This window comes from Alkalibacterium subtropicum, from assembly GCF_900112455.1.
Lineage (GTDB): Bacteria > Bacillota > Bacilli > Lactobacillales > Carnobacteriaceae_A > Alkalibacterium > Alkalibacterium subtropicum.
The window spans coordinates 25,716-41,779 of sequence record NZ_FOLT01000001.1 but is presented as its reverse complement, the minus strand read 5'-3'; the positions used below and the strand labels follow the sequence as shown (position 1 = coordinate 41,779).

Below are 16,064 nucleotides of genomic sequence, written 5' to 3'. Positions count from 1 at the left end.
AAAAACCTGTTGGATTTTAAGCTTTCCTATCCCTTTTCTATTACACTTGACTCACTTGTATGATAAAATGGACCTAACCTAAAATTTAAAAGGAGGAGTCGCTGTGTTTCACTCAGAAAATTTGAAAAGGTCCCGTTATTCTTCTCAAGAATGGTCACTTCTTTCCCTCGTTCTTGTCCTGTCCTTTCTTGTTGGTGCTCTATCATTCAGACAATACAGTAAGAAAAAAGCATTAAAAGCCGATGATATTCTAAAAACTGTTAAAAAGGATTTCCTCGAAGAAGGTTCAATAGAGGGCTCTTGGATCGAACTGACAAAAGTGCCGTGGAAAAAATTTGCGCATAAAACAGACGTTTACTATGGCGGGATATCCCGTTACGAAGATAACAAACTCGCCCAGTATGAGTTCATCGCTGATGCATACACAGGAAGTATCCTCGATATCTACCGTGTGTAACAGACTTTTATCAACTGTTAGAGAGAGGAGGGGACTTTTGTCGCCTCCTCTCTTCTGCCTTGACTTACGAACGAGAGCAGACAAGTCAGCTCTCGTTCTAGTGCCTGTATTTAAAAAACGTTATGTCAAAAAAATATTGGCATCAGCTTTTTCTCATAACTCTGGGAGCAATGGTCATACACTCATAAAACAGATCAGATCAAGCTGACCGGTACTGCATGGGTTTTGGGTACTTGAAAAGGAGTCTCGGACACAAGTCCGAGACTCCTTTTATTATTATTCATGGCTGTCAAACGTGAGCACTGCTTTATATATCCTGTTCCCTTTTTTAGAGAATTTCTCTTCGTACTCAGTCATAACGTTGTCTGTCACGTCACTATTGTGAAGATCAAGATACACGTCTTTCAATTTTGCAGAATAGTGTGAAAAACTGACCAGCGAGTATTCGAACAATTTCTGATTATCTGTTTTAAAATGAAGTTCGCCTTCTGGATTCAGAATTGTTTCGTAAACCTTCAAAAATGATTGATAAGTCAAGCGACGTTTTTCATGGCGGTTTTTAGGCCACGGATCTGAGAAGGTCAGATAAATACGGTCGACTTTATTCTTTTCGAAATACTCCGTTAAGTCAGCTGCATTAGCTTGAAGCAGCTGGACATTCGGTAAATCTTCTTCTATCTGTTTTTCAAGAGCAGTGACGATGACGCTGGTCTGCAGTTCGATGCCGATAAAATTGATTTCGGGATGCTGTTTAGCCATATTGATGATGAACTGGCCTTTTCCACAGCCGATTTCTACATGGATCGGATTTTCATTCCCGAATCTTTCCTGCCAGCGTCCTTTTAATCCTAACGCTTCTGTAACCACATACTGATCATATTCTGCCAGTTTTTCTTTAGCATAGGGTTTGTGACGTAACCTCATTTGAATTCTCCTTTACAACTCAATAAAAAAGAGGTCAGATTGGTAGACCTGACCCTCTTTTAAGTTTTTAATCGATTTAATACGTTATTTAATTTGATCAAGTCATTGTTCATTCTTATATAATCCTGTTTTTTATGATTATGCTTCAAATCATTAAGCAGGTTCACCAAGCTGTACCAGTAAACTTTCTCTCTCGAATAGTCGTCTGCTGCAAACCCTACCGACCCAAGCCATTCATCCCATTTTTCCGGATGGATATATCTTTCCATCAGCTGACTGATGTCATAACAGGCATCAGAGATAACGACAGAATCCCAATCCACCAGATAAAGGTGATTCTCAGTAGAAAGCAGCAAGTTCTTGTGTGAGATATCGCCATGACAGACGACTTTATTTTCAGTACTTGTTTCATCTGGTACATTCTCTTTTATATAAGTGGTGGCTTTATTGATTAAAGGGTGGTTTCTGAGGTCTGGAGCTAAATCGATAAGCGATTGATTATAAAGATCGGCTGGATTTAAAACGCTGCCCCCAAGTCGCATCAGCATCCGTTTTAGACTCTGGGATCCATGGACCCTGCGAATGATATTGAACACACTCGTCCTGTCCATTTCTTCTTTATGAAGTGTCCGGCCACTGCACCATTCTTGAGCCGTCAGGACATCGCCGTTACCGATCCTCTTTGTCCAGACGAGCTTGGGCGAAATACCTTCCAGCGATAAAGCTGCTAGAAACGGAGAAGAATTGCGCTTTAAAAATAACCGTTCTTCATTTCTTGTCCCCATATATGCCTGACCTGTTTCTCCACCGATAGGATGCAATTGCCACCCCGATTCTCTCTCCAGCTCCATACTTACTCAATCCTTTTTTATCTCATTAGTCAAACAATGGTAAAGACATTGATGCATCTTCTATTGTAGAAAGAAAATCAGTTATCGTCAAGCGCATGCATGTTCTTTTTTTATTTCAAAGTGAAATCATCCCCATTAATTCGTTAAATCGCCACATTGTTCGACTACTTTTTTTTCATAGCACGACTGCAGCAAACGAATGAGCGAGCCTGATTCCGGTAGTTCGAAGACTTTATCATCGATCTGATTGACCGGCATGACTTCTTTGGTCGTGCTTGAACAGAACACTTCATCAGCTTCAAGTAATTCTTCGGTCGTAAAAGGCCGCTCATAGACTGGGATGTTCAACTGCTCTGCACACGCCTTCCAGACGATTTTAGTGATGCCCGGTAAAATAAGGTTTCCATCGGGATGTGTATATATAGCGCCGTCTTTGACCATGGCAACATTCGAAGATGAGCATTCAGTGACGATATTGCCCCGGTGCAGGATGGCTTCATCTGCATTCTTTTTATGCGCCTCGTGTTTCAGCATGATATTCCCAAGCAATGAGATCATTTTTATATCGCATCTCAACCAGCGGATATCCTCTTCGAGTGTTGTCTTAATGCCCTTTTTCAATTTGTCCGTATCTCTTTCAGCTGCTGCGATCGAACCTGTAAGTAAAGGAACAACATCTTGAGAAGGATAGGAGTGGTCTCTTGGTGAAGCATTCCCTCTCGTCATCTGAATATAAATATATCCATCGGTCGCTTCCGATTCATTCAGGAGATCTGTTATCAGCTCTTTCAGTTCTGATTTAGATAATGGCATCCGCATTTCTATCTTTTTTGCACTGGAGAAAAAGCGGTCGATATGTTCCTCCATGCAGAAGTATGTCCGATTGTAAAAACTGATCACTTCATATACCCCGTCACCAAACTGGTAGCCTCGATCTTCAAAATCGATAGTAACTTTATTTCTGTCCACTATTTCATTTCCCCAAATGACTTTCATATAAAAATCCCCTTTTTATTTTTTTAATCGCCCCGGCAAGTATATATAAGTAAATAACAAGCTGAACATACCATTGAAAATCAGCAATCGTATCAATACCAGGATGCCACTGTTGACCGCAGCTAGGCTATAAACAAGAGACCCGCCTGTCAGCAACAGCAGAATTAATTTTTTGATCGTGTTTATTTTATCAGTATCTGTATTGGGATACAATCTGAAATAAACAGTTTTTTTGAATGTCTGCCTTAATGGTATCAGCTGGAACCCGATCAAATATAAAAACAGTACGCTTATCACAGTGTGGATGATCCAATTCTCAGAAAAATAAATCACAACACTTCCAATCAGCAGCAGCCTCAAATACAAGCCACTGAAGTTGTAATTCCTGACAAACACGCGCGACAGAAAATACATTTCGGTATTCCGGTCAAGTACGGGAAGCTTATACAAAAAATCCAGAAATTTCAGACGTTTCACCTTATGTTTGGAATAAGGGGTCTCGATAAACAGATTGATGATGGAATATATCTTTTGTATTCGTCTCTGTTCCGTTTCGATCAGCGCCTCCCAGCTCCAGCTGTCCGATCGATTATATTGGAAGACGAATAATGAAAAAAGTCCCAATGTAGTCACCGAAATGATAAACCCTGTCAAAATCGAAATAAAAAGACTCACCATGATACCTACTAAAGAGACTACTCCAATAATAAGCCGGGTATTTCTACTTATTTCACTTTTGTGCTGTTTCAGAGAGTAATAAGCATGGATCCCATGAATGACTTTCCAGCATACCAGCGTCATCAGCCAGAAAACAACACCGTCACTTGACATATGACCGATCGCTGAAAGTAAAGGCGCAGCTAGCCCCCCTATTAGTAGAGTATAGGAACTATGAAAAATCAGACTGTAGATCAGATTTTTTTTCATCACGCGATCGAATGCTTTTTCTTTGGGTAAGAGGAACACGGCATCCGCAGGTTCGACAAGTGTACGGATACTCCCCGAAAAAACTGTGAGTCCAATTATAACTAGAAGCAGGAATCTGGGAACCAGTGCATCATACTGGACAGCTTCCAGATAGTTCTGATAAGCCAGACCTGTAGCTCCGCCCAGAAAAAGCAGTAATATGACAAAGTGATCATTCAGAACATATTTCAGATATTTACTCATTTTCTTGTAATAAAGGGATTGTCTCGTGTTGAATAAATCTTCCATCGTCATTTCAGGAAACCTTCTTTGTCTGCGAGCTGAGTATACATTTCATCAAGTGTGGCCCCCGGCATGGCAAATTTTTCACGCAGCTCACCTAACGTCCCCTGGGCATAAACTTCCCCATTGTCAATGATCACAAATGTATCGCAGATCCGTTCTGCATTAGCCAGAACATGTGTCGACATCAGCAGTGAAGCCCCTTCCTTCTTCTTCTGTTCCATCATCTGGATCAGATCTCTGATCGCTATGGGATCAAGTCCTAAAAACGGTTCATCAATGATATACAGCGAAGGTTCAATGATGAAGGCACAGACGATCATCACCTTCTGTTTCATGCCTTTCGAGAAATCGCTTGGAAACCATTCCAAACGGTCGCTCAGGCGGAATTTATCCAATAGAGGTTTCGCTCTCTCCATTGCTGTAGAAAGCGGCACATCATAGGCCATTGCCGTTATTTCGATATGCTCTTTCAAAGTCAGCTCGTCATACAGTAGAGGCGTTTCTGGAATAAATCCTATTTTCTTTCTATAAAGTGCAGGATCCTCTTTCAGCGTTTTCCCATCCAATTGTATCTGCCCTTCAAAAGGTTCCATCAAGCCAATGATATGTTTGATCGTCGTACTTTTTCCCGCACCATTCAATCCGATCAGGCCGATCAGCTCGCCATCGCCTAAATCGAACGAGATATCTTTCAGGACAGGTGTCCGACTGTATCCACCTGTCAGATTTGTGACTTTAAGACTCATTTAAATGTTCCTTCCTTGCATTTATTGTAATTATTTTACCATATCTCAACAGGGGAGATTGGATTTTAGGCTTCTTTTTATTATTTACCTCTATTATATGATAAACTGAGTGTATACAAAATGACTGAAAGAGGGATTATATGGACGATTGTATTTTCTGCAAAATCATTGAAGGAGACATCCCTTCCCGTAAAGTATATGAAGATGACGATGTTATTGCGATTCTGGACATGTCTCAAGTCACCAAAGGTCATACACTGGTCATATCCAAAGATCATGTCAGAAACATTCTCGACTATTCAGATGAACTGGCGGCTCGAGTTTTTTCAAAGGTGCCAAATATAGCCAGAGCAGTAAAATCCTTTGATCCGGACTGCAAGGGACTGAATGTGTTGATGAACAATGAAGAGATAGCCAGTCAGAGCGTTTTTCACAGTCACATCCACATGCTGCCGAGATATGATGAAACAGATGGTTTCGGTTTAAAATGGGACACCCATGCGGATGACTATTCAGATGAAGACCTGGACCAGATCATGCACGCCATCAAAAAAGAATTGAACTGAAAGAGGAGGATGTAAATGAAACATTTCATATTAGGAAGTTTATCCGGTTTAGTCGCCGGGGGACTCTACGGCTTGATCAAAACACCACGCTCGGGGAAAGAAAACCAGCAGGCGCTGAAAAATTATGCAGATGAAACATCAGAGAATCTGCAGGATGTCTCAGATAAAGTGAGCGATCTAAAAGATTCTATCAATCAGTTAAAAGCTGAAGTGTCGTTCGTTCAAAATGATGTCATGGACGAGATGACGCTCATTGCCAAAGAATTCCAGCATGAAGCTGAACCGCGACTGCGCAGGATTCAGGAAAAAACAGAGAAAATACAGGCTGCCGTTCAGGAAACGACAGATAGTGTAAACTATTGACAGTTATCTTCAACTAAAAAAACACCTTTTCACTATCAGCATAGCTTAGCTGATAAATGAAAAGGTGTTTTTAATGCATCACATTCTATCTTTCTTATTCTTCGTCTGTAGTATCTTCTTCAGGTTCTTCATCTTCTTCTATTGCTGTATCCGGCGCTTCTTCAGCGGGTTCTTCCACTTCAGGCATTTGCATGAACTGCTGCATAGCTCCAGATAATTCGTCGTCAGCTATCTGAACATTAGCATCCTTAACGACTTCACTGACAGCCTGCTGGACCACTGCCTGATCCTGCATGAAGCCTTCAATGATCATCGTTTCAATGTTTTCACGCTCTTCTTCAAGAGTGCCTTTTTCTCCCTCTTCTACCATTTTAATAATATGGTAACCGAATTGAGATTCCACTGGCTCTTGAGTGATTTCGCCTTCTTCAAGTTCAAAGGCAGCTTCTTCAAATTCCGGAACAAAACGACCCGGTTCTAACGCCAGCTCTCCACCGGCTTCAACGGTACCTGTATCTGTTGAATATTCAGCTACGAGTTCACCAAAGTCAGCTCCATCGTTCAATTGATCAATGATATCTTGAGCAAGTTCTTCGTCTTCAACAAGAATATGAGCAACGGTAGAGTTGACAACATATTCGTCATAAGCAGCCTGGATATCTTCCTCAGTCAAGTCCGTATGCTGAACGATTGCCTCTTCAACATATAATGACGTACGGATATTTTCTTTTACATCATCCACAGACATACCCTGCTGAGCAAGCATTTCTTCAAACGCTTCAACCCCACCGTATTGTTCTGCTTCATCTTCAAATTCAGCCTCTACTTCTTCATCAGATACATCTTCTGCAAACTCATTCTCCAGGATGTCTTCCAGGAGGATTTGCTGAAGCATCTGCTCGCCATATGTCATGCCGCCTTGAGTGGGTTCGTTTTTCATGCGTTCATATAATTCACTTTCACGGACTCTTCCGGCTTCAGTTGATGCTACTTCTTCGCCTTCACTATTTGCGCAGCTTGCCAGCAGTAAACCGGAGCAAGCCATTGCGCCTACTAACCATTTTTTCATACTAATTCATACACATCCTATTATATTCTTTTATTTCCTCTTATTAACGAATTAACAAGCGGTACCTAGATAAATATACCATAGGTCATTTAAAAATGAAAACGTATCAATCAAACTTTTAAATTTTTCATCAACAATTCATAAATCCTTCCAGTTTTACTCAGATGGAGAAGCAGGATTTTTATACGCCTTTTTATAGAAAGACCGGTTATTCATTGCCCATACCCGCTCTGAAAACTCTCCAGGCTCAGTTTTCCTGAGAGCAGAAGATATCATGTTCATTTTTGCATCGATCTGATCGATGTAATGGATCATCTCTGCCTCTGGTATGAGCGGCCTTACAGGAGAGCCATATTCCAGTTCACCGTGATGGGCAAGAACAGTGTGTTTAAGGAGCAGTACATCTTCATGGTTCTCATCGATCTTCAGTTCTCTGCAGGCTTTGACGATGTCTTCATTGATCATTACGATATGTCCGATCAATTTTCCTTCAAGTGTATAGTCAGTAGCCGTCGGACCACTGAGTTCAACGACTTTTCCTACATCATGAAGGATGATGCCTGAAAAGAGAAGCGAAACATCTAATTCACTGTATATCTCGGAAAGCGATCGTGCGATGCGCAGCATGCTGACTGTGTGAAAAGCCAGCCCACCCATGAAGGCGTGATGATTGGTCTTGGCAGCCGGACTCTGGAAGAAATCGTGCTGGTATTTTTTCATAATGAAGCGAACGATGCGGTTCATATTGGCGTTTGTGATATCAAAAAGAGCATGATTGAACTCTTCTACCATTTTGTCCTTATTTATGGGCGCACGTTCGATATACAGCTCAGGATTATTGGGTTCGTCCTCTTTCGCCGGACGGATGGCATTGATGCGGATCTGGGGATTCCCCTTATACTCTTCCCGTTTACCTTCAAGTCTGATGACCGTCCCCGGCTTGAACCGTTCAACGTCCTCCGGTGTGACATCCCAGTAATTAGCACTTATTTCACCACTCGTATCCTGAAAGGTGAATGACAAATAAGGTTTATTCGTACGAGTGATTTTTTCATCTGCTGATTTTATAAGCACAAACAGACTTACTTGCTCATCTTTCTGATAATCATATATTTTCTTCATAGCTCATCTCTCCTTAGCCGGCTTATTTATTTAAGTATACGCATTTGTCCTCTTCGATGAAAGCCTGTATACGGGGATCAAAAGAAAAGTAAATCATTTGGATGTCAGGATCAAAGTCGTTCAGCAGCTGATACATTTTTCTGACACGTTTGTCATCGAGGTTTACAAAGGGGTCGTCGATCAGAACCGGTAACTTTATGCTTTCTTTGGTCGCCTTAATAAAAGCCAGTCTAAGTGAAATATATAAGGGTTCGACTGTCCCTCTGGATAGGTCATCACTTCGCCATCTTCTGCCGAATTTGTCTATGACAAACAGTACGTCATCCTCAAAAAGCAGTGACTGATATCGGCCGTCCGTCAGAAAGCTGAAAAAGGATCCTGCAATAGACAGAGCCTGAGGCAATTTATCTTCTTTTGCGTAATGCAGGGTTTTTTCGATGATTCCTGCAGCTGTTTTCAGAGTAGTCCATTTATTCACTACTTCTTGATAATAACTCTTTTCATTTTCAAACTCCTGAAGAAGTTCCGTATATACCCCGCCATCTTCAAGCCTTCTGATTTTCATTTCATCAGCCATTATGGCTTTCATACATACTTTCTGTTCTTCACTTAATTTCTGATGCCTCTTTTTTAGCTCATCCAGATTTTTTTTCACGTGATTCAGTTTGAGGCCAACAGTATCATCGCCCTCTTTAACAGGGAGTTTCTCTGACAGCATAGATAACCGGGTTTCTTTTTCCTGTTTTTCTTTCTGTTCAGAATATAGCTTGTACACCTCTTCATCATTTGCACATTGCAGGGAATCAGTAAACTGCCGCTTAGTCTTTTTCAGTTCATTTAATTTCTGTACATAATAATTGATTTCATGCTGCACCGCTTCTGTCTGTTTGATATACTCCTGCATGCCCCGTTGTTCATTCTTTATCTCTCTAAAGATACTACGCATTTCCTTAAACTTTTCCAGGATACTTTCAGACAGAAACTTGCGGGTTAAGGCTTCTTCAAAAGCATCCAACTGTGTCTTAAGTCTCTTTTCAATGTCGTCAGTCTGCTGTTTTAATACAGATTCTCTCTTTTTAAGTTCTCTAAGTCTGTGATAAACAGCTTGTTTGTCTTCGACATCAGAAAGAGCAACATTCACTGAGAATGAGTGATTCAGTTTCCATTGCCTGAAATCCTCTTCGATCAATCGCTGCGTCGTTTTTATCTTATCAAGCTGATTGGCCGTTTCTTCCTGTTTTGACTGATAATCATCATTCATGGCAAGCAGCTCTTTCCACTGCTCGCGCAAGTTTCTCTGCTGATACAGTAAATCACGCTGGTCATCAGAATAGGCTTCGGCTGACGGTTTTTTTATTCGATATCCGATATAAAAGACTATCAGGAAAAGGACAGCCGTCACAAGAGCAAACAACGCATCAACAGTAAGCAAATAGGCACTCAAAAGAAAGGCAGCTGAAACTGCCGCTGTCAAAAGCAGCTTAGGTTTCTTCTCCTCACCCTTAAGAGTTGAATCAGCATCCATCGCTTCTAGGGCATTGAATTCTGATAGAGACATGAGTTTGGGCTCTATTTTATCCATCATATCATTGTTGATATTGATTCGAGACATCAGGTTTCTGTGATTATCTTCAAGTTCTCCGCGCTTTTTTTCCAGTTTTTCGATCCGGTTGCGTGTACTGTTCAGATAACCAATATCCGACTGCTCCAGTGCAGGCGGTATCTCATCAGCAAGAGAAATGTCTTCTCGGATTTTCATTTCAGTTATCAGCTGTTCAAGATTTGATAAATCTTTCTTTTTCAGCTGAAGCTCCTGCACTTTATCTTCCCAGTGATCCAGTTCTTGTTCAAATCCGTTTAACGTTTCTTCATTCTGCTGATACAGGATGAGTTCCCTGGAAGGTTTGTACTGATGCTGCAATGTTTTTTGCTTATCCTGCAGTTCATTTATTTTCTGCTGGTATGTCTCTACTTCACTGTTTGTCTGCTTTAACTGATACAGTCCATCTTCTGGCAACTTTTGATCAGGCAGCTTTTTCAATTGCTCTCTGATTCTCTCGATCTCTTCCAATGTTTCTTTATACTTTGATAACTCATTCTGGTAATTCAACTCTTCTACCGTAATGGCCAGTTTCTTTTCTATTTCTTTCATCTGTTCCTGTTTTGATAAATGAGATGTGATCAGATCAATGTATGACTCATTCTTCTCTTTAGCCTTCTCGACCTCACGCTGTTTATCTTTCAGCTTCAATTGCAGCTGATTGATCTCAGGTTTTCTCCCCATCGGTTTAAACAATTTCCCTGCCTGGGTATGATAATAATCTGCCTGCTTTAAAAAGTTTTCATGACCGAGTGCTCCGATACTCAGAAAAAAGCGGTTCAGCTGCTCTTTACTTAAGTCCTGAATATTTTCTATCCCCTTCAAGTCGAATGAATAGATGCTCTCGTAGAAAGAGCGTGTTTTACTGTAAAAAAGTGTCGTTAAAAGGGACTCATCCCCAGTCGTTCCATCTTCCAGCTGAACCACGACGTCTCCGGTTACTTTTCCAGAAACGCGTTCGATGCTGACTTCACCAAACCGTTTATCCTTAATGATTATTTTACCTCCATAGCGGCTGCTTTCTTTCGGTTCGTAGCGTTTTGCAGAACTGTGCCGCGTAGGGAATCCAAAAAACATACTGTGAATGAAGGACATCAATGTTGATTTCCCAGCTTCATTTTCGCCAAAGAACAAGTGAAATGGCGCATTGACATCGAATTCAGTATCTATCCATTTACCATATCCATATATGATCAACTTCTTAATTATCATAACTGATCTCGTCTCCTAAATCCTTCATCAGGATATGCTTTGCTGCTTCTATGCAGTCGTTTTTTATTTTCTCCTGATTTTCATCTGTATATTTGGCATAAGCGTGCTGAGAGAACAGTTCCTGCGTCATTTCCAGAAATGTTTCTTCTTGTCTGACATCGTTTAATGCCTTATTCCAGGCTGAGGGGAATGAACTTTCCAAAGAGAGGATATGTTCATCAGCTTTTGTTACTTTAATTCGCGCAGAAACGATATAAACAAACACAGAGGGGGCGATTTTTTGAAACACCTGATAGAATGCCTCGTCCTCCAGTTTACTGATTACTGTCTGGGGTGTCTCTTCAGATATTTCAAGCTCCAGGGTGACAAGAGAATTCGTATAAGCTTCGTTATCCAGGGATTTCTTTATTTCATCGAAAATCCCATTTATGGATTTGTGATCTGTTACATCCAACTCAACTGTTTGCCATCTGATATCTGCTGTAGGTATAAATGTCACGTCCTGATCAGATTTGGTCAGTTCGATAAGCAGACATCCTTTTTCACCTGACTCATTTTTGTGCCGGCCTTGGGTATTCCCACTGTAATAGACAAGAGGATCATCTGAGAGCTGCTGTCTTTTGTGGATATGCCCCAATGCCCAGTAATCATAATTCTTTTCTTTAAGTTCAGTCAAGCTGAAAGGAGCATACCGGGCATGTTCTGCTCCCTGGCCTTCCATGTATCCGTGCAGTATCCCGATATGGTAATCGCAAGACCTATGACGTGGGGGATACTCTGTGATTTTTCTTTCTTCGATCCAGTTACGGTCATAGCTGAAGCCACTGACCGCCACTCTTTCATGACCAGTGGTTTCCAGCACCTTTGTTTCGACGTTCGGTCCAAATACTTCCACGTTTTCCGGTAGAGTAAGATGCAGTTCATCATTGATCAGGAAATCATGATTGCCGTGGATAAGAAATACTCTTATTTCTGCTTCGTTTAATCGGTCAAGTTCTTTCCGCAGCAGGACCTGTGCACGTATACTCCGGTCTTCGATATCGTAAATATCTCCCGCAAGCAGAACAAAGTCGACCTGATAAAAGATGGCCGCATCGACAATGTTCCTCAATGCATTGAATGTCGAGGCTTTGATTTTTGTGAAGAGTGATTCCGGTATATTTTTCAATCCTTTGAACGGACTGTCCAAATGTAGATCTGCTGCGTGTATGTATCGAACCATTTTCATCCATCCTTTATCGGGCACGTATGTTCTTTAGTGTTTTTAGGAAAAGGACCCACTCCACGAGTAAGTCCTTTCTAAAAATGCTTATTGATATAATTCTCTGACAGGTTTCAAAACTGTCTGGTTAATATCATCGATCATTTGTCCAACGCTTTTTTCAGCTTCAAGCAAGTTAGTGATCAGTTCATTCTCGCTGATTTTATTTGAAACTTCCTGAGCCTGCTGAGCTTCTTCTTCAGAAATCTGCTGCCCGCTCATTTGTTTCTGCTGGATCATTTGCTGAATTTCTCTGAATTCATTGAACACTTGATTTGCTTCTTCGTCTTCTTTTACAGCTTTGAACGCTGCATCAAGTTTTTGAAATTCATCTGTTTTCCTTAAATCTTGTTCTAATTGGTTAGCCGTGTCATAAATATTTACGGACATACTATCATCCCTTCAATTTTCGTTCTTATACGAACGTTTTTGCTTCCTTTACAAGTGTATCATGAATAGAAAACAGATACCAGAAAAGATTCCTTCTGCCTGGCCTACTCATTTTGTGTTCTGTTTCTGAACCGTTCAAAGAGGTCGCTCGTCTTATCTTTAAATAAAGCGGCACCTTCTTTGATCATCTCGCCAGCTTCCTCCATACCATCGGTGAACTGATTGAAGATGGAGACATTCTGCTCTTGCTGATAGCCTTTTCCCGCTTCTTCGACTAAAAATGCCGCCTGTTCTGTGTGAGGGAGGATGCCTTCCATCTGAGCTTTTAATACCATGCCGATTCCCTGAGAACTGTATGTTGTCAGGTGATAGGCATTCCGGTCATAACCCGTCCAGCTTGCCAGAACGACATCCGGTGTATATCCTACGATCCACTGATCATTGGCTCCCACATCAGTAGTTGTCTGGGTCGTTCCTGTTTTACCCGCAATTTTAAAGCCATTGGGCTGATTGTTTCTCGCCGTACCTGATTCAAAGACACTGAGCAGCATACTGTTCATTTCGTCGGATACCTCTTTGGACATGACACGTGTCGTGTCCACTTCTGTATTATCCACGACGATAGCGCCTGTAGCATCGACGATTTTTTTAATGAAATGCGGTTCGGCACGAAGACCATTATTCGAAAAGGCACTGTAGGCACTGGCGATCTCCAATGGTGAAACACCTCTGTTCCATCCCCCTCCCAGTGCTACTGTACCCAGCATTCTTTCACTGTCATCAACAGCGAGACCGAATTTTTCCAGTTTTCTGACACTTTTATCGATGCCGATTTCATTGAGCAGCCAGACCGTCGGGGCATTCAGACTTCTGGACAAAGCGTTATACATAGGGACTTCTCCCTCATACGTACCTGAAAGGTTGGTCGGCGTGTACGCTGTTTCGCCATACGACAGTTCCTCGTCGACCAGCATGGAATAAGCATCATAGCCTTCTTCAAGTGCAGGCGCATAGACACCTAAAGGTTTGATGACGGATCCCGGCTGTCTGTAACTCTGTGTCGCTCTGTTCAGGCCTCTAAAGGTATACTCTCCGCGTCCACCGACAACAGCCGTCACACCTCCAGTTTTAGGGTCGATGGCAATGGATGCACTTTGGGCTAGAGTGCCGTCGGGCGCTGATTCGAATAAGCGGTCGTTCTCATAGACTGCATCCATCTGCTGCTGGTGGGTCTGATCGAGAGAGGTGTAAATCGTATAACCATTGTTCAGCAAGTCTTCTTCTTCGATACCATATTCGTTGCTGGCTTCATTGATCACCGCATCAAAGTAGTAAGGGTAACGATAATTATCCTGCCGGTCATAGGCATCTGACAAGGTCAGTTCTGAATCCTGATAAGCCAGTTTTTCCTCAGTGGTTATGACTCCGGTATCTTCCATTAATTTCAGTACGACATTGCGTCGTTCGATCGCTCGCTCATAATCATCGATTGGATTGTAATGACTCGGTGCCTTCAGCATTGCTGCCAGAGAAGCGGCTTCCGGTATCGTCACTTCATCCGCTGATTTCCCGAAATACTTTAACGAGGCATCTTCCACGCCCCAGACGCCATTTCCGAAGTACGCATTGTTCAGGTACATTTCAAGAATATAATCCTTACTGTAATTTTTCTCTATCTCTATGGCCAGAAACAGTTCTTTCAGTTTCCTCATAATCGTCTGATCAGCTGAAAGATAAGCGTTTTTTGCCAGCTGCTGAGTGATGGTACTTCCTCCACCGACGATCCGGCCTCTATTGATGACATACCCGACCGCCGCACGGCCCAGACCAATAGGATCGAATCCTCTGTGTTGCTCAAAACGCTGATCCTCCGTAGCAATAACCGCGTCTGTAATATTCTCTGAGATCGCATCGCCCTCAATATAAGTTCCCTTTTGAGCGTAAAGCCGCCCGGCTTCTTCACCTGAGGCATCCATGACTGTAGTCGGCTGTGCCAGACCGGCATGCAGCGAATCTACATCCGCCGCTTCCGCCAGTATAGCTAAATAGACACTGAACCCTAAAGCTACTGTTAATACGGATAGGATCAGCAGTTTAGTCAGATGCATTTTTTTCCACTTCCTCTTTAAAAGCAGGAGCAGGCGCTGTAGTCGTGGCGATACGTGCTGATGGATCGCCTTTGTATAATTTTTCATCCTGTTTTTCATTTCATTTTTAGTCATCATTATCCCTCTATAATTTTTATCATATATATCAAGGTTACCACATAAACTGGATTAATCTATCCGACTTAAGAAGGATAAATGCTCACGTGCATCAGACACTTTCCTTCAGTTCTTTTATGATGGCTTCTATTTCATCTCTGTCTTTAGCATGCGCGCCACTTGCTAAAGGATGGCCTCCTCCGCGATGATTCACCGCTATGGTATTGATCACGGGACCTTTGGATCTTAGACGTGCGCGATATCCTCCTTCAGGCTGTTCCACGAACACTGCCCATACTTTGACACCGGCTATTTTTCCGAGAAACGGGACGATCGGGTGGGTGTCGCCGTCTTCATTCCCCAGGGATTTCAGAATGTCCTGAGTTAGAATGATATGCCCGACCCCATCATCAGTCAAGGTGAAATTCTCTAAGGCATACCCCATGAGTTTACTCGTGTGCGGCTGGATCGCATTCATTCTATTGTTCAATTCTGTATGAGAGAAATCGAACGTCATCAGTTCGCTGGCAACCTTCATCGTGTAAGGGGATGTGCTGTCGTACAGAAAACGGTTGGTGTCGCCGACGATTCCGCCGTAAAGAAGGCGTGCAGCTTTGCTCGTCATTTTTATTTCATCCGGAAAAGTCAGCCATAAGTCAGCGATCATTTCACTGCAGCTGCTTGCATCAGTATTGACCCATTCGACTTCCCCATAAGGATCATCAAGAGGGTGATGGTCGATTTTTATCCACTGTTTAGCCAGTTTATAATGGTCTCCATCGATACGTTTGATATTGGCTGTGTCCGTTACGATGACTAGAGCATCATCGTACACGTCCTGCTCTACATAATCCATGGTATCCAGATAATTCAAGTCATCCACCGATGTCCCCGCTGCAAACACTGTTTTTTCGGGAAAATTAGTCTTTATAAGTTCTTTTAATCCGCATTGAGAACCAATCGCATCCGGATCAGGTCTGACATGGCGATGTACGATGATCGTATCCCATTTTTTTATAATATCCCATACCGCTTTTTTCATCGCATGGTCTTTTACATTTTCAGATTTCGATTTCATGAATACTGCTCCT

General features: G+C 42.1%; 15 protein-coding genes. 3 read left to right on the top strand and 12 right to left on the bottom strand.

Annotated elements, in window-relative coordinates; all coding sequences use genetic code 11:
- Positions 1-178 precede the first annotated feature (178 nt).
- The gene (locus BM049_RS00210) at positions 179-457 is read left to right on the top strand and encodes a PepSY domain-containing protein (RefSeq protein WP_177188551.1); all 279 of its coding nucleotides are present in this window, start codon (positions 179-181) and stop codon (positions 455-457) included.
- 276 nt (positions 458-733) lie between these two features.
- On the opposite strand, the gene trmB is transcribed toward BM049_RS00210, so the two are convergent.
- The 5 genes from trmB to BM049_RS00185 form a co-directional block, all read right to left on the bottom strand.
- Complete coding sequence (gene trmB / locus BM049_RS00205) at positions 734-1,381, bottom strand: tRNA (guanosine(46)-N7)-methyltransferase TrmB (protein ID WP_091527703.1); 648 nt, start codon at positions 1,379-1,381, stop codon at positions 734-736.
- Positions 1,382-1,440: 59 nt separating this feature from the next.
- Positions 1,441-2,232 (bottom strand): phosphotransferase family protein, encoded by a 792-nt coding sequence (locus tag BM049_RS00200; RefSeq protein ID WP_091527701.1) that lies wholly within the window; start codon positions 2,230-2,232, stop codon positions 1,441-1,443.
- A gap of 135 nt (positions 2,233-2,367) precedes the next feature.
- Complete coding sequence (dat, locus tag BM049_RS00195; RefSeq protein ID WP_091527699.1) at positions 2,368-3,228, bottom strand: D-amino-acid transaminase; 861 nt, start codon at positions 3,226-3,228, stop codon at positions 2,368-2,370.
- Between the two features lie 15 nt (positions 3,229-3,243).
- On the bottom strand, positions 3,244-4,449 hold the full coding sequence (locus BM049_RS00190) for an ABC transporter permease (RefSeq protein ID WP_091527698.1): 1,206 nt from the start codon (positions 4,447-4,449) through the stop codon (positions 3,244-3,246).
- Positions 4,446-5,186 (bottom strand): ABC transporter ATP-binding protein, encoded by a 741-nt coding sequence (locus BM049_RS00185; RefSeq protein WP_091527696.1) that lies wholly within the window; start codon positions 5,184-5,186, stop codon positions 4,446-4,448. The genes BM049_RS00190 and BM049_RS00185 overlap by 4 nt, the downstream gene beginning before the upstream one ends.
- Before the next feature lie 140 nt (positions 5,187-5,326).
- Here BM049_RS00185 and BM049_RS00180 point away from each other — a divergent pair, with 140 nt between their 5' ends.
- On the top strand, positions 5,327-5,752 hold the full coding sequence (locus BM049_RS00180; protein WP_091527695.1) for an HIT family protein: 426 nt from the start codon (positions 5,327-5,329) through the stop codon (positions 5,750-5,752).
- A 15-nt stretch (positions 5,753-5,767) separates the two neighbouring features.
- Positions 5,768-6,115 (top strand): YtxH domain-containing protein, encoded by a 348-nt coding sequence (locus BM049_RS00175; RefSeq protein WP_091527693.1) that lies wholly within the window; start codon positions 5,768-5,770, stop codon positions 6,113-6,115.
- A gap of 94 nt (positions 6,116-6,209) precedes the next feature.
- On the opposite strand, the gene BM049_RS00170 is transcribed toward BM049_RS00175, so the two are convergent.
- The 7 genes from BM049_RS00170 to BM049_RS00140 all read right to left on the bottom strand — a co-directional run bounded on the left by BM049_RS00170 (position 6,210) and on the right by BM049_RS00140 (position 16,051).
- Positions 6,210-7,184 (bottom strand): peptidylprolyl isomerase, encoded by a 975-nt coding sequence (locus BM049_RS00170; protein ID WP_091527692.1) that lies wholly within the window; start codon positions 7,182-7,184, stop codon positions 6,210-6,212.
- 156 nt (positions 7,185-7,340) lie between these two features.
- Positions 7,341-8,306: a 3'-5' exoribonuclease YhaM family protein gene (locus BM049_RS00165; protein WP_091527690.1), complete on the bottom strand. Its 966-nt coding sequence runs from the start codon at positions 8,304-8,306 to the stop codon at positions 7,341-7,343.
- Positions 8,307-8,328: 22 nt separating this feature from the next.
- Positions 8,329-11,118 carry an ATP-binding protein gene (locus BM049_RS00160; protein ID WP_091527689.1) on the bottom strand — a complete coding sequence of 930 codons (2,790 nt, stop codon included), beginning with the start codon at positions 11,116-11,118 and terminating at the stop codon, positions 8,329-8,331.
- Positions 11,108-12,340: a metallophosphoesterase family protein gene (locus tag BM049_RS00155; RefSeq protein ID WP_177188537.1), complete on the bottom strand. Its 1,233-nt coding sequence runs from the start codon at positions 12,338-12,340 to the stop codon at positions 11,108-11,110. The genes BM049_RS00160 and BM049_RS00155 overlap by 11 nt, the downstream gene beginning before the upstream one ends.
- 87 nt (positions 12,341-12,427) lie before the next feature.
- Positions 12,428-12,769, bottom strand: coding sequence for a YlbF family regulator (locus BM049_RS00150; RefSeq protein ID WP_091527686.1), 342 nt, complete (start codon positions 12,767-12,769; stop codon positions 12,428-12,430).
- Positions 12,770-12,873: 104 nt separating this feature from the next.
- The gene (locus BM049_RS00145) at positions 12,874-14,991 is read right to left on the bottom strand and encodes a PBP1A family penicillin-binding protein (protein ID WP_091527684.1); all 2,118 of its coding nucleotides are present in this window, start codon (positions 14,989-14,991) and stop codon (positions 12,874-12,876) included.
- Between the two features lie 94 nt (positions 14,992-15,085).
- Positions 15,086-16,051 carry a DHH family phosphoesterase gene (locus BM049_RS00140; protein WP_245751798.1) on the bottom strand — a complete coding sequence of 322 codons (966 nt, stop codon included), beginning with the start codon at positions 16,049-16,051 and terminating at the stop codon, positions 15,086-15,088.
- Positions 16,052-16,064 lie beyond the last annotated feature (13 nt).